Below are 23,306 nucleotides of genomic sequence, written 5' to 3' on the forward strand. Positions count from 1 at the left end.
ATGGGATTTTGTTGCTGGAGCTGTTTATTAAACTGCAATGATAAGCAAAATTGGTAAGGTGATGGGAATATTTCTGGTCTGGAAGTGGGTGTATGGAGGTGTTTTGATGTACAGTGTTTCCTGGTCAGGTTTTAATTCTTTTGCCTGGTGAGGGCTCGGCTTCTGGTCCTAAGCAGTTGGTTTAGCTATTAAATGTTATTCCGGTGAAGGCAAAAAATAAGCCTGGCAAATGGTGGGACATGCGTTAAAAAAAGGAGCCGGGCAAAGACCGGCTCCAACTAATTATAACTACTCTTACTAAACTAAAACCTGGCTGCTTCTACCCAGCCAAAATCTTTATCCGGGCTTTATGGCTACAGCCTTATGGATTGTTCTCTGGTGCAAATCTGGGGAGTTTTGAGTAGCAAAAAATATAGATGTTGATCTTTGGTAAATCGGGCTGGGTTGTGGTGTTGTTTCAGAATAAAATTTTGTGGCTGAATTCAACTATTAAGTGAATTGAAATTAAATTTTACGTGACCTGGCTTTACCTGGCGTAATGGCCGGACAGGATTTGCAAATGAGGGATGGAATGCAATATATTTGCTGCTCATTATAACGGATGAACATGTTTATTAATTTAACTAGCCAAATCAGCTATAATGGAATCCTATTATCCAGACCAAACCGACCTTGCCATATTAAAGCTCCTGCAGAAGGAAGCAAGACTGACCTATAATGAAATCGGCAGACGCCTGCACAAAAGTAAATCGCCCATCATCGAGCGGATCAAAAGGCTCGAGCGGCTTGGCTATATCCGCGGTTATGTAGCCCTGCTGGATTATGAACTGCTGCGGGATTGTATGATGGCCTATGTCCATATCCGTTTACTTGACCATTCCGGGGTAGCTTTGGAAGAATTTCAGGCGGCGGTTGCCTCGTATCCCGAGGTATTGGAATGTTGCCATACCACAGGTGAAAATGATTTTATATTGAAGGTGGTGACCAGCAGCCTGCAGAGTTACAATACCTTTTTGAGGCAGAAGCTGGACAGGTTGCCCAATATCGGGCAGGTGAGCTCTTCGATGGTACTCGCCCAGGCCAAGCATTCCACGGCCGTGCCGTTTTGATCCTAAGATGATCATGTATATTTTTTCTTTTGCCTGGTTGGTGCCTGGATGCTGACGCATGGTTTTGACGTCAATGATGTCAAGCTCCCACAGCATAATGAAGCGTAGGACTATCGACTACTTCAACAATGGAAAAGATATCGGTAAATTTAGATTTTATAATTAACCCATGGAACTGCTAATAAACAGCTTAAAGGTGATGCCGGTCAGTTAAGCAGGTTTGCTTTATGACAAAGCGCTGGATACCAGCTGCGTTTATCGTTTTTGGATAGGTTGCTAAAAAAAAAACTGGTTTACAGTTTTGCACATTTTTATACATGTTGCTTTACAATCTGGCTTTATGGACAATAAATAAATGAATTTTTAAGAAATTTAACATAAGTAAGATTAAATCAACGGGACGATTTAGGAAAACGCATTGGCCTCTCTTCATGGGAGGCCTTTTTTGTGCATATTTTTTTACGGACATCGGTTGGGTACGTGCTGTCTCTAGTCGCCAGACAGAATTTTCAGGAAGACCCTGCGGCTTAAAATGGGCAATACCAGATTATTCATTGGTGAAATCCGGCCATAACAGCCCGATTTACTGATCTTGTTGCTTCATTAGAGAGGAATCCATCAAAAATCGGAATATTGCAATCTGATGTTTTGGCGAGCCAAAACCAGACAGCTGGTTCCGGCAAAATGTGTTTCATCGTATTTGTTTTATTCGCAGGCCGGAACCTTTGGGAACTGAACGTCCCGTCAGTGGTTTTAACGGGTACAGGTAACCCTTTATTGGGACCTGTGCCTTTTTAGCTTATTGCCGGGGCAGGGTGGATTTAATTTGATTTTTTGCTCCAGGTATCGGCCTGGCTAATATAAGAGGCTATATTTTCTTCATAGGTAGCAATTTAGTTTAGGTGGCGCGAGGCCATTTTGGTTTAAGGTACAGGGGTTTAGTGACGCCCTGTACCATTATTGGAACTGGATTGTGCCAGGTGGGAATGAAGAACTTTTCATAGAAAGAGGATTAGTTATGATCGGCAGGGCAGGCTTTGGATAAAGGTGCCCTGCTTTCTTGTCGTCGCAAGCTGTTTCATATATGATGTTTATCTTTTCTTTTCTGCCTGGCGTTTTTACCGGGGTCCTGTTTTTTGCCCCCAGTTGGTAGTTTTTTTATGTTTATGCCAGCTATTACCTACTATCCCATGCTGTTTCTCAAAGTTTAGGACAATTCTGTGAACCTATTTTACATGATATTGAAAGCTTGGTTATCGCTGAGGTATTACTTTGGAAGTTGAGAAATTATTGTTTAGTTATTAACCGATTCTTTCCAACTTTCGTTCTTATCCGCCGGGGAAACCGGGATACAGAAAAGGGAACTTTAACGGTTCCCTTTTTCGGGGCACAGTTGGAGAGGGTTTTTATGGTTCCGGAGAACCGACATCTACCGATCTATGCTCTCCAACGAATATTATCAGCACATGCTTGACAGGATGTTGCACTTTCATGCGATATCGCCCGGTTTTATTACTTTGATGAAGCCGCTATTAGGGTTTATCCATGCAGAAAAGGGGAAATTGTTATTATCTAGGGGACAGAAGCCGACCAGGGTATGGTATATTTTAAAGGGTTTTGTAAAGGAAACCAGTTATGATTGCGGGATAGGAAGGACGAGCTGGTTCTGGGGGGAAGGTGATTTTGTATATGCTTATCCGGGATTTTTCTCGCAAGGAACTGCAATTAACGATATCGAGGTAATTGATGATGCGGCGCTGTTCGAGATCAGTTATGAAAAATTTATGGAACTGAGGAACGGGTTTGAGGAAGTACCGGTGCTGGTGGAAAAGATCAGGGATTATTATGATGGATTGAGACTAGCCCATGCCTCTGATTTGCTGCGTTTGAAGGCAGCTGAGCGGTTTAGAAAGTTTTTAACAGAAAGCAAAGGTTTGTTTGGTGTTGCTAAAAGGAGGGATATTGCCAGTTTTTTAGGGATCAAGGATGATAGTCTCAGGAGGTATGGGTAGGAGGCTTCAGTAGATTTTTGACCAAGATTTTAGCTTCGCTCCCTCTCGATATACTACTTGGGGTTGTGCATAAATAAATAGTTTCTCGTTTCCAGCGAGTTAACTTGCCGGGCTTTGTAAATGTATTATAAGGTGATAGTTTTGTGTGATGAGGGTTACGGTAGTTGCTATTTTAGAGACAGAGTTTAGGCAAGAGCCGGCGCTTGCAAAAATCATGAACAATAGATTGCTAACAGTGGCAAAAGAACTTCAGGATCTTCATCTGATCAGTCTCCGTGGAATAAGATCGCCAGTACATTCGCTCACTATTTACTTAAGTTATAACCAGAAATATAAAATCCGTTACCGGATGACGGATGGGGTGCCGGCGGATGTCGCATACCTGGTGGCTGAAAGGTGTGGTCGCTTAGGGTACATGCCTGATAAGGATAGGGTAATAGCACCGGACAAGGCAATCTGGTGAGGCTTTTGGGGAATGTGAAGATTGAGACTGTTTATGCCTCAAGGATTCTATCTGTTTTGTATATGCCTTTAAATCCAATTGCAGGCCATTTTGTCTTCCTGCCCAAGACAACTGAAAGAATAGTTGTTTTAACCTGTTCGATTATCAAAATAGATTACTTTAGTTATATAGACTTGCTTTGGCAATAAAAATTTTGTTAAAAAAATTTTGACAATAAAAATTTTGTCATATATTTGACAATGAAATTTTTGTTAAGTTAGTATGTTGGAACAAACATTATATAATCCTGCAAATCAGAGCAAGGATTCGTTAATTGAGAACTTCGTCGTTAGAACTAAGGTTTTTGAGGAGGTTTTCAGTGATATCAATTCGACTAGCATGGATTTACCTGAGGTTCATTACTTGCTGCAAGGTCAACGTGGGATGGGTAAGACGACTCTTTTACTCCGGCTGAAATATGAGGTAGAAAACTCCAGTTCACTAAAGGATTGGTTGTTGCCTGTCTTTTTTAACGAAGAATCTTATGATCTCACATCTCTTTCGAGTCTTTGGGAAAAATTGCTCAAATATTTGGATGAATATTGGGATAATGGTGGAGAATATTATGGGCATACAGAAGAGTTTGTTGATCAAGAGGGATATGAGAAAAAATGTTTTGATTACTTGATGGAGGTGTTGATTTTCAGAAAGAAAAAACTGATTATATTCTTTGATAATTTTACGCAGTTATTTATCGAGAATCTTAAGGATAGGGAGAAGAGGAGGTTAGAGGAAATATTGTCAACCTGCAATATGATCCGAATAATAGCAGCATCTGCGATCGTTATAGCGGATACAAGGGATCAATGCGAACCGTTATTCCGATATTTTAAAGTCGTCCCACTACATGGATTGAGTAAAGATGAAACACTGGGGCTTTTGATGAAGTTGTCAATCAAAGGACATGTTAAGATTGATTTCGACAAGAATAAAGGAAAATTGGAAACCCTAGCGGTTTTAACTGGCGGTGTAATCCGTACTTTGATGTTGGTATATGAGGTTATTCTTGCTGATCAAGACGGTTCTGCATTGACTGATCTGCAATTGGTGTTGGATAGAGTTACCCCGTTATATAAACATCGTATAGAAGATCTTCCGGTACAACAGCGTAGGATTATTGACGTAGTAGCAAAACAATGGGATGCGATGAGTACTAAGGATATTGCCGCTCATCTTCGCGACGATGGTAAACCAATTTCCACTAAGCTGATCTCAGCACAACTTCAACAGTTAGAAAAAAATAATGTAATAGACAAAAAAGAGACTTCCACTAAGAATAATCTTTATCAGTTGAAGGAGCGCTTTTTTAATATCTGGTATCTCATGCGTCACGGTGATCGAAAGGATCGCCGAAAAGTAATCTGGCTTACTAGGTTCTTGGAGCTTTGGTATGAGGATGAAAAGGGTTTCGACGAGTTTCTAAAAAGACATCTCATACTGTTAAAGAGTGGTAAATATCATGCTAAGTCGGCGATTTTGTTGACAGAGGCGCTCGCTGGTTCAAGTCATTTGGACATTCAGCGCCTTAATAAACTTTATGCAGCTACCTCTGCAATTCTAACTGAGGAGCAGAGGAAACAATTGCCGGACCTGAGCGATAAGCAGTTGATGGGAGCAATTAAGCTCTTCACTGATAAGGATTATAAAGGTGCTATCAATTTGTTGGTCAATATGGATCATAAGGATGTTACACGTGACTTACTTATGGCTTGGAATTATTATTCTTTGGGTGAGCATGATAAAGCTTTTGCGTTGGTGGATGGACTTGATATCACAGAGGTTACTGATATTGTGATACTCAGCACATTCTATGTTATGGCAAAAGATGATGCAAGAGCTCTCGAAGGTGTAAACAGATTAGATCATACAGAAGGGGGATGGTTAGCAAAGCTAAAAGGTGATTTCTATGTTGGGTTGGGTGAGAAGGATAATGCAAAAAAAATGTATGCATTTGGTGCTGAAACAAAGGATAGTGAATCGGTAGCTGCATTGGTGGATATGTATCTTATGGAGGATGAATATGATCTTGCTGAGATGTTTTTGCTAAAAGGGATTGAATTTCAAAAAGAGTTTTACAAGCCTCTATTGGATATTTATATTATAAAGAATAATACGAACGAAAATAAGTTGAAGGCAATTAAGATTCTTGATGAACTACAAGTTGATATGCAAAAGGACCCTGAACTTTTGGTTTATAAAGGACTTTCACGGATTTTTTGTAATAATGAGGATGAGGAATATCTTGGAGCCGATTTCGATGAAATGCAGATATTCGATCAGGCCAGAAAGCTCTTTGTAAAAGAAGAGGTCAAGGATTACGAGTACTATATGATGTACTATTTTCTTCTGATGATATTCACCACGATTCGATTTAACAAAAAGAAAGCCCTCAAGTTAATCAGTGAAATCGAGGATTTGGATAGAAATACTTATTTCAAGCTAAAGCATGCCTTTGTTCTAGTGTGGAATGAAGATTACATATCAGCAGTAGATATATTTATGAGGAATGTTAAAACCTTTAAGCCCGAGGATTCCTTTGATCAAAGATTGATTAGCGAGGTGATTATGCTATTGATAGCGCGAAAGCGCTATATGGAGGTCTCCAAAATATTTGATTCATTTGAGAATCTTAAGGATATCATAAAGCCTCTTTATTTTGCATTTTTAGAGGAAATGGACGAGAAGGATTCTAATGAATACCTGAAAATGGGCAAGGAATTGGAGCAGCCTGTAAAAGATGTTATAATCGAAATAGGAAAAATGGCAAAACGGTACAAATAGAATCAAAAAATAGCGAGATTGTTGTGGATAACTCGCTAATACTAAGCAATTAGGAATGTTTAATTTTGCTTAGATAATAGGGATGGTTGATTAAAGACCTGAGTGCGACCAAACAACTCAGGCCTTTATAATATCATTCGCGCCAAAAGGGCTGGCTAGAATGGAGTTGTTGTATTAATACGTGCAAAATTATAAAAAGTTGTCTTGCACACAAATATTAATTCATTTTTCTTTTCTTCCCTTTTGGAGCCATGAGGTTTCCATTCATGCTATGCTATTGGAAAATAACTAACCCCTAACCAACTTGGGTAAGGGTATTTATTTACTAAATTTTTAAAAGATGGCAAAAAAAGCATCTAAAAAGCTAGGATACTATATTGTATCCAGGCAACAACTCTGTTATGGAATGTTAAGCCCGAGTGGCAAGGCTTGCAAATTCTGGTCAAATCAATTATGCAAAAACAAAAAAAAAGGAGGAGAGTAAAATGGCAATTTTTACTATTTCATTGAACCAGTTTATAGAAGCTGGACAAGCAACCCCAAGGGGGAAAGCTAGAATCGTTGAGCAGCAGCTTAATGTGAACAAGTTACTGACACCTTGGTACCAACTGGCAAAGAATCGAATGAAGGTTTATTTCCGGGATGTGGCTAAGACAGGGGTTTTGAGGCAGGCACTGGATGACTTGAAAAATAAAGTCCCAAAAGATGATAAGGCAAAAAATAATATCAATGTATCCGTCGAGGCAATTCATAAGGTAATTGCAATGGGATTTGAGCATATCTTGGTGAATGGGTATGAGGTCATTTTGCCAGAGCAAAAGAACATCGAAATAGAGGGAATCAATATAAACGTAAATCCAGAATTGGTCTATCGTTATGTGGAAGATGGTTTTGTGAAAATTGGAGCGCTTAAGTTTCATGTTTCTAAATCTAAACCTTTCGGGCTGCAGCAATCAAAACACATTGCGAACATCCTTCGTATTTATTTACAGGAAAAAGTAGTGCAACCTGGTGAGATCGTTGATTCTACCTTATGTTGGGCATACGACGTTTTTGGTGAACGATTGGTTCATGCTGATGACAATGTAATGGTTACAGCGGCAGAAGCCAAGGAGTTGTGCCAGGAATTAGCGAAGATTTATCATGAAATATAGGTTTTTGTTATGGGTAGAATCATTAATGCAGAAAGCCATCTAAGAGATTTGCTTTCTAATGGACAAGATTATTATATCGGTTTTGGGATTGACCAAATTACAGAAACTGGGAAGGCTCACCTTGACCTTAACGATTTGATTAACGGTAAAACAGGTAGTTTTACTGTCTCGGGTAAAAAAGGCCCCTTAAAGGAAAACGTCAAAGGAAAATTTGTGCGCAAGCAACCTGAGCGAAAGGAGAAGATAGAAAAGCACATTGAATATTATAGTAACTATCACGGAAGAATTATAGAATATGACCGTGAATTCAATATTTGGGAAAAGGAGATTGCTCATCGGTTTGAACTAAAGCTCTATCGGCATGTATCACCTCAGAAAGAGATGATAATTCATTTTCCACTATTTAAAATGGTTGACGATGATTTGCATTTTCTCCGGGCGAAAGCTGCTATGAATATCTGTGTCATATTTGGCGGCTATTATATGCTTTATGATTGTAATTTCGAACCTGTGCTAAGGATTACCCAACATTTAGGTAGGAAAGTACTTCAATCTGGAATTGGCACAATGGCTGAAAAGATGGAGGAAATAAAAGAACGTCTTACTAGGGGAGATTATGGTTCTGATAATGGAGGTAATAGCTATAGGTTTGCGGTTCTTGAGGATTATAGTGCATCTGATATCGCTGACGGCCTTGGAGGGTTCAACGAATATCTACGCTTTGAGTTTGAGCAGGATGATGTTGTTATTCTTGAAAATCTTAGGAGCGGTAATGCAACTTATATTTTTAGAATGTCAACTTTTGAAAGAGACTCAGTACTTGATAAACAGACAGCTAAAAAACATATGTCTTTTCTCGATAGGGTAGTTCACCACAATGTTAGCGAATGGGAACGGATGATTGGCGTTTATCTCAAAAGAAAAGCAGCGTAAATTCATGTAAAAAGGGCACTCCACATGTCCTTTTTGCTTTATCTATTGTAGGTCTTTTTTTGATGTTCAGTCATTGAACAAATGCAAAGATTAGACAGTTGTCTGGGCATTTCGGCAATAATGGCTAGTCGTTCCGCATTTAAGCTGTCACGCTATTCCGCTCGGGAAAATAGTCATAACCTTATGTTATTTGCGGATGTGGGTTTGATCGCGGATCAGGTTAAGTTCGTATTGATGGCCTAATTTGACGTTATTTCTCCAATACGCTTGCGGCTTATCGGCTCCGCCCGAAAGGTGATTTTTTGCTTCTACCCGAGAAAGAATGTTGTGGTTATTTTTGCACTCTACTACGAGTGGTGAAAACAGTGCTAATCTGACAGCATTTTTCCATTGCTTTATCTGCTAACCAAATACTCATTTTTGCGTATCGGACTTTTTTTATTTTTCAACATCTGTCGGCAAATCCCCGCTTCCTTCTCCAAAGATTTGTATCAGGAAGAGATAGTTCGACTACCAACAAGGCAAGTTTATCCACTTTCCCTAAAGGCATGATTTAGGTATGACAAAACTAATTTGTGTGGCACTATCTTTCCTGTCAACATAGGGAAATATATAATAATATTACCCCAATTGGTTTTTTCAAGGGCAATGCCAACCTCCCATCAACCTTCAGAACGCTTGTTCGTATTCGCATATTCAATCAAATCTCATTTGGAGAACTTAACCTTTTTCCGGTATGCTTTTTTGATTTCTATTAATACCACCCCATTAGCACCTTTTGATCCATAAAGCGCCGTAGCCTTTGCATCCTTTAAAATTTCAATCTTGTCGATCCAGTCGGGGGATAACTCTCCCAGCTGCGAGGCCCTGATGGTGCAGCTTTTATTTCCTGCAATGACCAGGTAAAGTGGCGACCTGTCCAGGGAGACCGTTGAAATGCCGCCGAGCATGATCCGGTGCTGCGCGCTCAAATGTATTACCATGCCGCTGGCGGGATAGGCTTCTTTGCGAGTATAGCCAGATAGCTCAAAACTGAATTTGGATAAGCTGTCATGATCGTTGACCTCCAGTTCAAAGTGGCCAAGGGTATCAGTTACGGCCAGCACATTTCCCTCCCCTAAGCGCTTCACTTTTACATTAGCAAGTACCTTGCCGCTTTCCTGGTCAATAACAGTTCCTTTAATGGTGATAGGCGAGGCGGAAAGGGTAGTGGATGTTTCAGTGGTATCCCTGCTGGGTTTGTCTGCCCTGTCGTGTTGTACAACAGCGGGAGCGGGGATTTGCGCCTGGACGCTGGTGATAACCAGTGTGCTGAGTGCCAATGGTAGCAGCCACTGCAGGCCAGGCCCCTTGCGATGTGGTATCAGGTTGCGGTTAAGCTGGCTGTCGAGCAAGCGGCCACATACGTTTGTGTTTTTGTGTTTGAAGAAGTCCAGGAGTTGCTGGTCGGATTTGGTGGTCAGGTCTACGATGTGTTTTTCACATTTATGGCAATAGTGCATGCCATCCGGGCGCTCAATGTCTGCCCATTGCTGCGTGCAGGGGCTGGTGAGGATGAGTTGGAGTTTTTTCATGGGCTAAGGTTTGTTATAGGATGCAAAGCAGGGCGGGATTCCATTGATGAGAGGATTTTTGTTGGGTGATGGTGATTGTCGCAGTATAGGATTAGATTGATTATTCATTCTGGTGAGCGGAGATAGTTTTGTAATTAGGAGATGTCGAATTATTTTCTTTCCAATTGTTTTTATTTGGGCGTGCCCCTAAAGGGTCTGCGTCTTCCGCTGTATCTTTTGTTCCAAAAGGATGCCGCTACACCCGCTCACGCGTCGTCTACCGGGAGCATAGAATCTTTAAGGTCTGAGGGTTTATAAACAGTAGCCTGATAAATGATTGCCTCACTCTAGCAGTCGTGGCTCAAATTGTCAGGATTGACCCACCACACATTTGCAGCCCATCGGTTCTGCCCGGAAAGTGAATTTTTTGCTTCCATCTCCGGGGCCCGATTGCAGGGAGCATATTCCCGGGCGAGCTAATTTGTTTTTAGTCCTTTCCCTTTTGGGGCAAGGGTGCCGATAGGCGGATAGGGGTTAATGGTATAAACAAAAAGCCGCAGATCATAAATCTGCGGCTCTGTTGGGTTGTCATGCTGAACTTGTATGTTATCTAGTGAATTAAGATCCCCACCTGCGCGGGGGTGACGACCTTTTTTTGTAAAGCAAAAATTATCGTTTTTTGCCAATATTCACACGGATATTCACTTCGAAATCGCCGTCGGTATAGCCACTGATGGCGGAGGTTGCGGTATTGTAATAAGCCATGAAATATAAGGTCGATTTGTAGTTCATGCCGAAACCAACGGTTGCATTTTGCGTGTTGTGGTACATGGCCATGACGTACAGTTTATCGTTGGCAAAATTTGCATTTAAACCGGCATCCCATAAATTTTCGTAATTTTTGATGCCCCTGAAAACACCTTTAGGCTCGAGGCTGATGCCATTAATGCCCGATCCCAGCATGAACTTATAACTCACCGCCGAATAAAAGGTGGGTTTATCGGCAAAGTTTAAATCGTCTTTTCTGAACACCGAACGCATATTGGGAATGGCGCCTTCTACGGTTAAGCCTTTAGAGGTGTAAGAGATCCCGAAATCGCCGTCTAAATAATAACCCCGGTCGTTAAAACGGGCGATGGACGGATCGTTAATATCGCTGTTTCTTACACTACTTAAATCGAGTTTATCCTGACTGGCGCCAAAAGAAATCCCGAAGTTTAGTTTCTGGTCGTCGCTGTTTAAAGGAAGGTGGTAGGCAAAAGTTCCTACGGCTTTGGTGCGCTGTATACCGCCCGATTTCTCGTTGTAAATGTTCACGCCCCAGCCCACTTTACTCACCTGCTGATCTAAAGTTACACTTTGGTTAATGGGTGCGCCCGGAATGTTCGACCATTGTTTACGGAAACTGCCGTTGATGTTAAAACCTTCGGTAATACCTGCCATGGATGGATTAACCAGGTAACGGTTCTGGAAATACTGTGCATTGAGCGGAAGGATCTGTGCCTTCGCGGTATTTAAAAATAATGTGCCGGCCGCAACTAGAAACGTTACGCGACGCATTTGCTTTATGTTTTTGATAATTGCTTTCATGTCTGTAATTAGTCTCTAATGATGTTGATAAAACCTTTGAATGTGCCGATGCCCTTACCGAGATCGATGATGTAGTAGTAGGTGCCTTCACTTAAAGGGCTGCCGTTTATCGTTCCATCCCAATCGTTGGCATAAGTTTGTCTGGTATATAAAACCCGCCCGGCCTTATCGAATATCTTCAGGGTATTGTTTGGGTAATAATCGATGTTTTTGACGATAAACTTGTCATTATAACCATCGCCATTTGGTGTAACTACGGTACTGGCCTCTAACTTATAATCTTCGGTGACGCTTATCGAAATCGTTTGATCGCTTATACAACCACTGGCATTGGTTACCGTTACTTTATAGGTGCCGCTTTGTTTCGGCCGGACGGTTACCGCTGCCGCATTTTGTCCGCTGGTGATTTCAGGACCTGTCCAGCTGTATTGTGCGCCACCCGTTGCCGTTAAAATCAGGGCATCGCCTTTAGAGATCGTTAGCCCTTTATTACTGCTAATGGACACTACCGGTAAAGCATTTACGGTTACGGTGGCTGTTCCGGTTTGCAGCTGACTGGCATAAGCATCGGCCACGCTCACCAGCGTATAGGTAAAGGTACCCGGTGTATTGGTCGGGGCACTCACTGTAACCGTGGTTGAATTGGTGGTTACCGTACGGTTACTACCGCCATTTATCGTATACGTAAAGGTATAAGGCGTGGTACCTGCGGAGCCGGTAAAGGTAATGTTTGGCGAGCTGCCGAAGTTACATACAGAGGTTGTACCTGCAATGCTGGCTACCGGTAAAGGGCGTATCAGCACCGTTGCCGAACCCGTTTGTGCTTGGCTACAGTTTACATCGGCCACGCTGACTAAATTGTAAACAAATGTGCCTACAGTTGTTGTTGGTGCGGCCACTGTTGCCGTGTTTCCGGTTGAGCTAATCGTTTGGTTTGTGCCACCATTAATGTTGTAGGTGAAGGTGTACGGTGCCGTTCCGTTTGCACCGGTAAAGGTAATATTAGGTGCAGCAGCTAAGTTCGGTACGGCAGTTGAACCCGAAATGCTGGCTGTTGCCAGGGTCCTCACCGTGATGGTTGCCGTTCCGCTTTGTGGCTGACCACAGTTTGCATCTTTAACGCTGACTAAGTTATAGGCAAAAGTACCCGCAACGTTAGCTGGGGCCGAAACCGTTATCGAAGCGCTTGTGCCTATAGTGTTTACAGTTTGATTTGTTCCGCCGTTAATGTTATAGGTAAAGGTATAAGGGGCAGTTCCGTTTGCGCCGGTAAAGGTAATGGTTTGGGCAACGCCATTTAAACACACTGCAGCAGTACCTGTAACGGTTGCCGTAGCGGTTGAGCTAACCGTTAATTTAAAGGTTTTAGTGGTTTTATTTACCCCTCCAAAATCTGTCCCGCCGTTATCCATTACCGTAACGGTAATATTGGCTACACCACTTACATTGTTTTTTAAATGATAGGTGATGGTGCCTTTGTCAGCGCCGTTTGCGGCCACTGTTAATACATCAAACAGGTTGGCGTTATCAGCACTAACCGAAAGTGTAGTGCTTTGTGCCGTTTCAGGACCGGCAGAAATTCCGGTTAAAGCCAGGGTTTGATTGGCTGAGCTATAACAAACAGCCTGGTTGGCCACCGCATCGAGGGTAGGCGCACCATTGCCGAATAAATACCTCGTTTTAATCGGATAGTGATCGGTGGTGGTAGAGCTGTAATTGGTCACCAGGTTTTTAACGGCATCTAAAACCTCGGCTGAGGCCGGGATATAGTTAAGGTTAAGGCTTTTGGTGATGATGACGTTATCAATTACGGTATTAAATCCGGCTGTAGATTGTTTTCCTGCTAAACTTAAAGGTAAGGTTACCGGGAAATAATTAGCCACATCCTGGGTGAAATCTGAATAGGACGTTCCGGTGCCTGGCATTGGTGCAATGGTTTTATCCGCATCCAGTACGTCGTTAAAATCGCCGAGAATAATTACCTTTTTACCGGCAAGGTTAGCGTCTAACCAGTCTTTCATTTGTTTATTGCCACCTTTTCTGCGGTTATAGGCATCAATCTGATCGGCTGTGGTACCGGTGTTTGCTTTGGCATGGATCTCGACGAAATAAACCGTATCCAATTTATTGTTGATTTTCACCTGCGCCTGCATCAGGTAAGGGAAACGGCCCGACGACCAGTTTTTGTAAGGGGTGCCATCGGCACTGGTGGCCGGTACGGCAGGGTTATAGGTATCTCTTAAAATGCCCAAAGTTGAAATCGGTTTAATCAGATCCGTGCGGTACATAAAAGCCAGTTTCTGCGCCAGCGGATAATCGGCATCGGCTTTATCATCGGCATAGGATCCGAACTCGCTGAATAAAACATTGTATCCGGCCGGTAAAACGGTATTTCTAAACAAAGTGGTATCTACCACCTCTGCAAAACCATAAATATCCGCATTGAGGTTGTTCACGATGGTTTTAACATTGGCGGCCTGCTGTACATCGTTTGATGGATCCTGAGCAGGGCTGCCAAACCATTCGATGTTCCAGTTGACCACTTCTAAGGTATTGGCGATATCGAAAGTATTTCCGCTAAAGGCAACGGTTTTATTTGCCGAGCCGGCAGTGGCAATGCTTACATTTCCGGTATAACTCGTATTCACCACCGTTGGCGAAAATTTAGCATAAACGGTTGGCGAAGTATTGTTGATATCGGCTTTCGGATAAGTGATGGTACTGCTGTAGGTTCCGGTACTGGTTTTGCATAAGGTGAAGTTAGCCGGAGCGGTTAAGGTTACATCGCCCGTCAAGTTACCTGCAGAGAAACCAAAGGTACTGGCTGCTGAAGTGGTATTGGCTGCCTGGAAACCAAAACTGACGCTAGACGGCGAAGTGCTGATATCAACTGCTGGTGGCGTGCTGGAATTGGTTACGGCGAAATCATCAACGGTCCAGCGGCTGGCCGATGAGGTGTTCGAGTTATATACAATAGCCACATAAACTGGTGTTGCTTTATAGGCGGATAAATCTATATTATCCGATTTGGTCCATTTATCGGTACCCGTTTCAGGGAATTTACCATCTAAGCTGGTCCAGGTGGCCAGTGCAGGATTGCCTGAACCGGTATAATTTGTTGAGATTTTGAGTTGTAATTTATCTCCTGCGAAAGCAGATCTTGTCCAGAAAGATAAAATGGCATAGTTAAATGAAGAGATATTTAAAGCTGGTGAGATTAACCAATCTTCGTTCAAAATATTACCACCCGAATAACCATTAATCTGCAGGGCATTTCCTGCGCTTGCCACACCTGTAGGGTCGGTGGCATCATGTCCGAAAGTAGTGGTACAGCCCCAGGTTTGTGCGCCGGTTACGCTGTATTGATAAAAGCCATCGGATAAGGCTCCGCTACCCACCGTGGTACAGTTTTCGAAGTTGAAAGCCGTTTGGTTAGGATCAACCGCCGGACCGCTTAACGAAAGGGAAACCGAAGTTGCGCCTGCGCTGGCATGTAAAACAGCACCGGTTGAATTGCCCACCGCCGTTGGACTGAATTTTACATACACCGTTTGGTTGGTGGCCAAATCTGCCACACTATAACTTAATGTGGTAGAAAAGGTTACGTTATCTTTCGAGATAGCATAAGGTGCCGCTGTAGTTAAAGTAGTGGCATTGGTTAAGTTACCGGCAGATAAGACATAAGTTTTGGCTGCCGAAGTGGTGTTGATGGCCTGATTGCTGAAGGCTAAAGTTTTTGGCGTGACCACCAAATAAGGACCAGACATTGAAGCGGGTTCGGTTACCGAAGTGTTTTGCGGATTTGGAGTCCTCAATACAAAATCTAACGAATTCTCATCGCTATCGTATCCATTACCGGCAAACTCTTCTGTACCGCCAATGCCCATAGTAGTGGCATCAGAGATTGAACTCGCTTTTCTTTCTATTGATGAGGTATTGGTTGTAGCAGGAGCCGGGGCAGTACCCTCAAAACCATTTGCTGTTCCGAAACCAACTTTATCAATAATATTTGCACTAACCGGGTTAGCGCCGGTTTGAGGGGTAACCGAATTGCTTAACAATACTTTTCCGGCTGTACCCGATAAATTAAGAGTACCAATCTTATCAGGCGTTGGTAAATCCAATGTACCACCTGTACCTGCAGACTGTTGGATGAGGTAAAAACCTTTCGGCGCAATAGAACCCGATAAGGTGGTGGCTGTCCAGCTGCCAGTACCTGTAGCACTTGCATATTGCACGCTCCAGCCTGTTAAATCGACAGCACTAAGTGTTGGGTTATATAATTCAATAAAGTCGTTTTTATAGGTAGCGCCGGTATTACCACCACCGCCATAAACTTCAGAAATGACCACATGGTTGGCACCAGTTGGTTCTTTTACGGTGCTGTTTTGAGGATTTGGGGCAGTAACTACAAAATCGTTGAAGTTGTTATCGGTATCGTAACCGTTTCCATTAAACTCTTCAGCACCACCTACGGCTAAAGTAGCCGCGGTTGAAGTTGCACTGGCTTTACGTTCAATAGAAGTGGTATTGGAAATTACTGGCGTAGGTAAGCCTTCAAAACCTGTGGCCGTTGGACCAAAGCCTACTTTATCGATGACTACGGCCGTCGCCGGGTTAGCGCCGCTTAAAATTACATTTGAGCTACTCAAGATTACTTTTCCGGTGGTACCCGAAAGGGCTAAAATTCCGGTGGCATCGGGTGTAGGTAAATTAACCGTTCCGCCTGCTCCAACAGCTTCCTGAACCAGATAGAAACTTTTAGCCGGTATACTGCCGGTTAAATCTGTTTTGGCCCATGCTCCGGTTCCGGCAGCATTTAAATACTGTACAGTCCAGCCGGTTAAATCAACCGCGGTGTTACCCGGGTTATATAATTCGATAAAGTCGTTTTTGTAGGTTGCACCTGTGTTTCCGCCGCCGCCATATACTTCTGATATGACAATATGCGTTGGCGCTGCAGGTGGTGTTGTGCCTACACCTGCGGTAGTGATGTTCTGTGTGGCTGCACCAGTGCTCGAGATACTGATATTACCCGATGCTGCGGAAGCTGTTGTCGGGCTAAAACGAGCCGAAACCGTTTTGCTTGTAGCCAGCTCAGCCGCTGTGTATACTAAGGAAGTGTTATAGGTAACATTATCTTTCGAAAGATAAAAAGGCGCTGTTGTGGTAATATTTACGACGTCAGTTAAGCCTGTTGCGGATAGGGTAAAACTTTGTGCGGTAGAATTGGTACCTGTATTTTGCGAACCAAAATCGAAAGCCGTTTGGTTTACCGTTAAAATGGTTGATAAGCCGTTTCCGCTTACCGCAACATTAACAGGGGTAGCGCCAGTGCTGGTGTGGGTAACATTACCGCTGGCATTGCCGGCAGCTGTTGGACTGAAACGTACATATACCAATGGTGATGCGGCAACTTCGCCTGTAGTATAACTGATGGAACTGCTGAAGGTAGTATTGTCTTTTGAAACAAAGAAAGGTGCTGTCGCATTTACCGAAACACCTGCCGTTAAATTGGCTCCACCCAAGGTATAACTTTGTGCGGTAGAATTTGAATTGATGTTCTGATCGCCAAAAACTAATGTTGTATTTGACGCTGATATCACCGGTGTAGCGCTAACACTGCCTTTTGGCGTGATGCTAAAATCGTCGATCGTGTAAATACCATCGCTTCCTAAATCGTCAGTATCTGTCCAGCGGATATAAAGTGTGGCCCCATTTGCCCAGCTAATTGCAGTGATGCTTGCTGAAATAGCGGTTTGATTTGCCGCTAAGTTGCCGTCAATGCCAGCAGCCGCGGTAGTTGCGGTTAACTTTTCGTTAAGGTCCATGCCGCTAAGCGGTAGCCAGGTGGCTGCTGCATCGGCAATACTGGTGGCATTAAAACTGTATTCGAAATTTAGTTTTTCGTTAACGGTAGCTGTTGAACCGCTTCTCCACTGTTCCATCACACCCGATAAATCGATTGAAGTTACGGTTGCACCAGTGTTATTCTGGAATCCGGCACCAAATCTTGGTGCCAGGGCACCAGAGGCCAGGCTTCCTAATGAACGGTCCGCCACTCCGGCTGTTCCTGCGTTGTAGGCAGCGCCGGCATTCGACGAAGTGCTGTAAACAGCTAAGGTTAAGGCTGAACCAACGGCGGCAGCGCTTGTGCCACTGGCTTTAACGGCGCTCCACCCGGCAACTAATGAAGTCCCTGTTGCGGTCATGCCGTCAAAATTTTCTGATTTAGCCGTATTGATTGCCGTTAATGAAACCTGGGCAAATAAATAATTGGAGAAAACCAGAAAAAATAAAATGAGAAGTAAAGGTCTTTTCATATAATAAGTTTTGTTTACAACAAATGTATATGCAAATGCCTAATTATCAGATTAACTTAATGTTAATTCGGTGAAATGTGGAAAAATAAATATAATATAAGGTAATTTTTCGTTTATACAGACGTTGCTATGCTTTTTTGGGAAAGTTTTTTGCAGAAAAAGGAGTTGATGTGATGAATTTTAGTAGCGGGTTCGCCATTGCGAGGAGGCTTTTTCAGACGACAGCCTGTCCCGACCTTTCGGGGAAGCAATCTTATACGATTGCTATTCTTTGTGTCTCTAATTTCGGTTTTACCTCGGTTACCGATGTAAAATCGGTACAGGTCAAACAATCAAGGCTTGGATCTGATGATGTAGGATAATTCGTCAAAGCTTCTTTGGTCGCTAGCACAAGATCCGATCAAGAATCGGGGAGGTCGTGCTGTCTCGGGGGTAGAAGTCAATTATCGAACCTTTCGCGCCACTTAGACTAAAAAGTTTACCAATAAACATGCTCTTTCCATAGCCGGGATCCGCGATAATAAAGCTCAATTTCCAGTCATTGATTTCCTCGTCTGTATATTCTTTGCCCCGGTCGTGCAAAAACGGGTTGAAAAATAATTCATCATCTTTTAAAGCGGCCGCCAGGTTTGAGCTCACTGTCAGTTCGGGCGCAATGTAGATATCTTTATATGTTTTTTCCTTTGTGGCTGTTGGGTGGACATGATGCGGGCGTTTCTTCAATCAGTTAGATAATGATTGGTTTTGTTAAGAAGGAATGATAAGGCCTTATTGAAATTTTGGCTGAAAGAGGCTTAATAAGAATTATCGTCGGTTTTTATCAAGCTTTCTGTAAATTGTTTTGTTCGAAAAATAGTCCGATTGTTACTTACGAACAAATAGCGGGGTTTTGGTCTTCACCCTGATATAACGTACTTTTTCCATTGGATAAGCCGTGGTATAACCGGATTTGGTATCTGCGATAAAAAAATAACCAGAAAGCTTTCCTACGTAAAGTAGATCTGGCGATTTTGTGGTGTCAATGATCAGCCCATCCTCCAGACAAATTTCTGCTTTATCGGGCACAGTATATCTGGCGATAGCAAGCCCTGTGACTAAAGGGACGATGATGATAAATAGATAGAAGGCTGCTATTAGGTTAAACCATGCCCGTAACGTGATATCTGACAGCTCCTTAGTGCCTTTGATAAACTGATAACCTACAACAGCAATAACATAAGTAGCCAAAATGGCTAGGCCGGTACCAAGGCCAGCAAGAACAATATTAAGTGCTTTAAAGTAAAAACACACAATAAAAAGCACAGTAATTCCACTTAACAGAATAAACCACCTTATCCATTTTTTATGTGAGTCTGTTCTGTTATTGAACCCGGGAATTGATGATCTGCTGAGTTTAAGAAGTATATTAAACATAACCCAAAGGAAAAGGGTCAACACCATTACCTGCTTGGAAAATATCATGATGAGATCCTTCGCATCCAGATAGGTACTTACATCAATATTGTACCAAGTATAGTATCCGTAGGCTCCAAAATAGGAGGCCACCAGCGAGAGGGTAAAACAGAGAAGAGCATTCTCTTTGAGTTTATCGATCATGAGCATTAATTTTAGGTAAAAATAAGTTTATTTGTGTAAGTGGCAAATTGGCTTTTTATTATGATAGCGATAAAGTTATAAGGCTTGTCTGCAATGTTTTATTGGAAACTACATAGTGTCAAATAAAAAAAAACGCTTTAAAATTTGATATAAGTTCAACCTGTCCGTTATTTCGCCTTTCGCACCCTGCGGCCTGCCGGCTCCGCCCATCTTTTTTCATCTACCCGCAATGGATTTTTGCAGGATACCAGGTGACTATGTTATAAGTGGCACGGAAGGTATATCTCCAACAACCATTTTTTTTAAATCTTTGAAGTTGCTTCTTCGGATTCGCGTGGACTTCGGGAGTATGAAGCGGCTAACAGACTTAGGGAGTTTGCGGCAAATAAACACAAACTTTTCAGGCAACCATAGTGGGGGATATCGCGCGTTTTGTCTTGGCATGGGATAATTAACTGACAAAGTAATTAATTTACCACTCACAATTAAGGGTGGCGATTGGGGGCTGCACATATTATTAAAATACTATGTATCCACAATTAATATTAATACATTGCATCCAATTAAACATCAACAATTAATGTGCTCATCATCCTTCATCCTGCCTCATGGCAACGTATGTATAGTCTTTCAGCGACTCACTAATGAGGCACGCGGAATCAAACAGGTAAAATAAATTTAAAACCGGTTTTTTATTTAACAGTTCAAATCCTATACTCATGGAAAAAGAAAAGTGTATCGAAAAATTAGAGCATTTACTGCAACAAACTATACTCACACCCTCCGCTGACGGCGATAGGCTACTGGGTATGCTCGATGAATATATCAACTTGGCAAATGCATCAGGACAATGCTATGCAGATGACCAGACTGATGGCATCACGCTTGACCTCCAAAAAACATCATCTAAAAAGGAAGGAAAGAACTCGCTGATTGAAAACATAGAAACATTGATTGAAAGGATGAACACAGCGGAATAGTCTTTATCTAGTTTTGTCGGATTGTACTTAACGAATTCGTTCGCCGCCTAAGACAAACGTTTTAAAACAAAAGGAATCAAAATGATACAAATTACAGAAACAGAGGGATCCGCGGAAGTTCAAAATCAGGGGATTGACTGGAAATCCTATTCGGAGGGATTTGGGGATATCCGTTGGTTCAGATGCTTCCTTCTTTTTCTTGTATTGGCGTTTTCTTTCGATATCTGTATTAAATTGGAGAGTGGGGAAACTTGGCTATCTGCAATATTTTACTACTTTCCCAATGGTGGTGTTGCAAATTTAGGGGTACTTTGTTTTCTGACCCTATCATTTTACTATACTAGTAGGCACATCAAAAACAACCTGTTGCCGACGCCGAAATCGGTAACCTATATTGTAATGGTGCTTGTTTTTTACATTATCTTTATAAGAGCCTCAGCAGCATTTAAACTAGATTCTTTTTTGTCTTTTGGCTTTCCAAAGGTCTACTTTTTAGACCTAGTCATCATTGGTTGCTGCCTTTTCTTTTCCAGGTATCAGGGATATAGCCTGCCGTTGCATATTGACCGCCCACAGCTGATCGAGGATCATACAGGGAGCGGTACGGTTGATGAGTTCCATCGGGGCGATTATGCAAGGTCGATAGCAGATAACATAATCGGAACCTCCAACCAATCGGCGTTTAATATCGGCGTATTTGCGGAATGGGGTGCAGGGAAGACAGATTTTTTGATACGTTTGAAAGAGGTGCTGAAAGAGCACAATAAAAAACTGGATAAAAATATCATCGTAGATTTTAACCCATGGCTTTCTGGGAAAACGGATATCCTGATTGAGGATTTTTTTCAGACTTTGTCCGATGCTCTCAAGCCCTATAGTCACAGCATCGCAAGCAAGATCAACAATTATTCCAGCCAGATATTTAAACCCGCCAAGGAAATCCAGTTCCGGATGCTCGACTCGCTTATCGGCGAGCTTTCGGGTGAGGCTTCGATCAGATCGAGGTTCAATGAGATCAATCAGCTCATATTAAGGACAGGAAAAAGGATTATTGTCTTTATTGATGACATCGACCGCCTTTCTGGGTCAGAAGTTTTTCAGGTCCTTAAGATTATCCGTAACACCGCAAATTTTTCCAATACATTTTTTATCGTAGCCCTGGACGAACAGTATGTTGTCAAAGCCCTGAAAAACGATGGCTCAATTAATAACGAAAGCGAATACCTTAAAAAGATCTTCCAGCTGTCGATCACCCTTCCTGTAATTGACAAAAATATTTTCCCCAGGAAGATCATGGAGTATTTGGGGTATGATGGAATGGCATCGGAAGATAAATATCTTATTGACCTTATGCTGAACCAGCTTGAACGGTTCAAGGGGCTTTCTGAAATAGTATTCGAAAACCTTCGAGATGTCAAACGGTTCTGCAATACCTTTAAGATCAGTTTTGAACTGTTGAAAAACGAGACCGATGTAAGGGATCTGGCAGTATTGGAACTGTTAAAGCTCAATTATATGGGGATATATCATGAACTTGCTTCCAGACGACTGATGAATGGGGGATGGATGGAAACAAAAAACGAACTGGATACCAACCGTCTGCAGGCTTATTGCAAAATGCAGGATATTGATCCTGTGCGGCCTGAACGCTTGCTTAAAGAACTTTTCACTCCAGTAAACAAAAATAACAGGGCTTTTGCCCACCAAGTCAACTTTTACATCTATTTCTCCTACCAGCTATTTTCATTGATACCGTTAAAAGCATTTAATAAAATTATCACTGGGCCAGCAGAAGAGATTATTAAAGCTTTTAGGTTATGGATTTCACAAGGCAAGATTATTGATCTCGAACGCATTATGGAGCAGTATCCAATAGCTGCTGATTTAGATCATTTGGAACGTTTTACCGAAGTTTTTTTGGCAATCGGCGATGTATTTATGTTCCAGTTGGAGAAGGTGTTGGTCGGTTCAGCCAGCAATACTCAAAAATACTTTGGCAAAAGCAGCAAGGGGTATAAGGATTTCATACTTAAATTCCTTGATAGAATAACCTTGCCATGTTACAGCCGTGCAATCCTTGCCAGTGCTTTCCTAAAAAAAGCAAAATATAACCGGGGATTTAAGTTATTTTCCATCCAGGAGCTCGCAAACAAGATCGCGGCACTTTTCGAAGTGTATCTCTTAAATAATCCAGGTTATACTATTGAAGTAGAGTCTTTTTACAGACTTAATGATGATTTCGGTAATAGTCAAAACCGGGCAATTATTCACGAAAAACAGAATGAGGTTTTGCGGAATTACCTTTTGAAAGATGAAAATGCCTTTTTAGAATTCGTAAGGCTTTGTGTAAGGAGTTACACGAATCCAAATATCGATAACGAATTCATACTCAACCCATTTTTGTTCCAGATTTTCCCAGAAGTATCCATTTTTACAGAACATCTAAAAAAAATGGATCTGGTACCCGCTGACCAACGTTTTAAACGCCTGATATTGGACAATATTGGTGCAAGGGAAAAGGACAAATCTGTAAAGTTCAAACTTAGCGACAGTGACAAAATAGGAGTATTGAATCATCTCGCTAGTCTTGGCCTGTACCAATTACATGCCCAAAACGACATTGACCTTGGGTTTTAAATGCAGCCCCGGATTAGTAACGATTTGTTATTAAATGAATTTTGGGCCTTTCATCCATAGCGATAATGTTTGCTATCAGTCTGCAGGATCCGACCGTAGATTTTTTTATACACATCAGAAATTATTTCGCTCTATC

The 23,306-nt window shown here is 42.1% G+C and carries 13 protein-coding genes; 8 read left to right on the plus strand and 5 right to left on the minus strand.

Going from position 1 to position 23,306, the window contains the following annotated elements:
• Positions 1-641: 641 nt before the first annotated feature.
• The 6 genes from AC04QZ_RS00190 (at position 642) to AC04QZ_RS00215 (ending at position 8,491) form a co-directional block, all read left to right on the plus strand.
• Positions 642-1,109, plus strand: coding sequence for an Lrp/AsnC family transcriptional regulator (locus AC04QZ_RS00190; RefSeq protein WP_478356050.1), 468 nt, complete (start codon positions 642-644; stop codon positions 1,107-1,109).
• Positions 1,110-2,629: 1,520 nt separating this feature from the next.
• Positions 2,630-3,121 (plus strand): Crp/Fnr family transcriptional regulator, encoded by a 492-nt coding sequence (locus AC04QZ_RS00195; protein ID WP_478356051.1) that lies wholly within the window; start codon positions 2,630-2,632, stop codon positions 3,119-3,121.
• A gap of 214 nt (positions 3,122-3,335) precedes the next feature.
• Positions 3,336-3,584: a hypothetical protein gene (locus AC04QZ_RS00200; protein ID WP_478356052.1), complete on the plus strand. Its 249-nt coding sequence runs from the start codon at positions 3,336-3,338 to the stop codon at positions 3,582-3,584.
• Positions 3,585-3,962: 378 nt separating this feature from the next.
• Complete coding sequence (locus tag AC04QZ_RS00205; RefSeq protein WP_478356053.1) at positions 3,963-6,404, plus strand: ATP-binding protein; 2,442 nt, start codon at positions 3,963-3,965, stop codon at positions 6,402-6,404.
• Positions 6,405-6,823: 419 nt separating this feature from the next.
• Positions 6,824-7,558, plus strand: a complete 735-nt coding sequence (locus AC04QZ_RS00210) for a hypothetical protein (protein WP_478356054.1) — start codon at positions 6,824-6,826, stop codon at positions 7,556-7,558.
• A gap of 9 nt (positions 7,559-7,567) precedes the next feature.
• A complete protein-coding gene (locus AC04QZ_RS00215) occupies positions 7,568-8,491 on the plus strand; it encodes a hypothetical protein (RefSeq protein ID WP_478356055.1) in 924 nt (307 codons plus the stop codon).
• 707 nt (positions 8,492-9,198) lie between these two features.
• On the opposite strand, the gene AC04QZ_RS00220 is transcribed toward AC04QZ_RS00215, so the two are convergent.
• From AC04QZ_RS00220 to AC04QZ_RS00240, 5 genes are all read right to left on the minus strand, one after another.
• Entirely contained in the window at positions 9,199-10,065 is an 867-nt protein-coding gene (locus AC04QZ_RS00220; protein WP_478356056.1) for a hypothetical protein, read from the minus strand.
• Positions 10,066-10,713: 648 nt separating this feature from the next.
• Complete coding sequence (locus tag AC04QZ_RS00225) at positions 10,714-11,634, minus strand: PorP/SprF family type IX secretion system membrane protein (protein WP_478356057.1); 921 nt, start codon at positions 11,632-11,634, stop codon at positions 10,714-10,716.
• Positions 11,635-11,642: 8 nt separating this feature from the next.
• Entirely contained in the window at positions 11,643-17,957 is a 6,315-nt protein-coding gene (locus AC04QZ_RS00230) for a lamin tail domain-containing protein (RefSeq protein WP_478356058.1), read from the minus strand.
• A gap of 384 nt (positions 17,958-18,341) precedes the next feature.
• Positions 18,342-18,680, minus strand: a complete 339-nt coding sequence (locus tag AC04QZ_RS00235; protein ID WP_478356059.1) for a hypothetical protein — start codon at positions 18,678-18,680, stop codon at positions 18,342-18,344.
• A gap of 141 nt (positions 18,681-18,821) precedes the next feature.
• Positions 18,822-19,553: a hypothetical protein gene (locus AC04QZ_RS00240; protein WP_478356060.1), complete on the minus strand. Its 732-nt coding sequence runs from the start codon at positions 19,551-19,553 to the stop codon at positions 18,822-18,824.
• A 719-nt stretch (positions 19,554-20,272) separates the two neighbouring features.
• On the opposite strand from AC04QZ_RS00240, the gene AC04QZ_RS00245 reads away from it, so the two are divergent.
• Positions 20,273-20,533: a hypothetical protein gene (locus AC04QZ_RS00245; RefSeq protein ID WP_478356061.1), complete on the plus strand. Its 261-nt coding sequence runs from the start codon at positions 20,273-20,275 to the stop codon at positions 20,531-20,533.
• 81 nt (positions 20,534-20,614) lie between these two features.
• Complete coding sequence (locus AC04QZ_RS00250; RefSeq protein WP_478356062.1) at positions 20,615-23,170, plus strand: KAP family P-loop NTPase fold protein; 2,556 nt, start codon at positions 20,615-20,617, stop codon at positions 23,168-23,170.
• Positions 23,171-23,306 lie beyond the last annotated feature (136 nt).

It is taken from the genome of Pedobacter folensis, from assembly GCF_056490665.1.

Excerpts from the sequence above, each read along its gene's own strand:
- AC04QZ_RS00230 (WP_478356058.1), bottom strand. The coding sequence starts at position 17,957 with ATGAAAAGACCTTTACTTCTCATTTTATTTTTTCTGGTTTTCTCCAAT.
- AC04QZ_RS00220 (WP_478356056.1), bottom strand. The coding sequence starts at position 10,065 with ATGAAAAAACTCCAACTCATCCTCACCAGCCCCTGCACGCAGCAATGG.
- AC04QZ_RS00190 (WP_478356050.1), top strand. The coding sequence starts at position 642 with ATGGAATCCTATTATCCAGACCAAACCGACCTTGCCATATTAAAGCTC.
- AC04QZ_RS00195 (WP_478356051.1), top strand. The coding sequence starts at position 2,630 with ATGAAGCCGCTATTAGGGTTTATCCATGCAGAAAAGGGGAAATTGTTA.
- AC04QZ_RS00200 (WP_478356052.1), top strand. The coding sequence starts at position 3,336 with ATGAACAATAGATTGCTAACAGTGGCAAAAGAACTTCAGGATCTTCAT.
- AC04QZ_RS00250 (WP_478356062.1), top strand. The coding sequence starts at position 20,615 with ATGATACAAATTACAGAAACAGAGGGATCCGCGGAAGTTCAAAATCAG.
- AC04QZ_RS00240 (WP_478356060.1), bottom strand. The coding sequence starts at position 19,553 with ATGATCGATAAACTCAAAGAGAATGCTCTTCTCTGTTTTACCCTCTCG.
- AC04QZ_RS00245 (WP_478356061.1), top strand. The coding sequence starts at position 20,273 with ATGGAAAAAGAAAAGTGTATCGAAAAATTAGAGCATTTACTGCAACAA.
- AC04QZ_RS00205 (WP_478356053.1), top strand. The coding sequence starts at position 3,963 with ATGGATTTACCTGAGGTTCATTACTTGCTGCAAGGTCAACGTGGGATG.
- AC04QZ_RS00215 (WP_478356055.1), top strand. The coding sequence starts at position 7,568 with ATGGGTAGAATCATTAATGCAGAAAGCCATCTAAGAGATTTGCTTTCT.
- AC04QZ_RS00225 (WP_478356057.1), bottom strand. The coding sequence starts at position 11,634 with ATGAAAGCAATTATCAAAAACATAAAGCAAATGCGTCGCGTAACGTTT.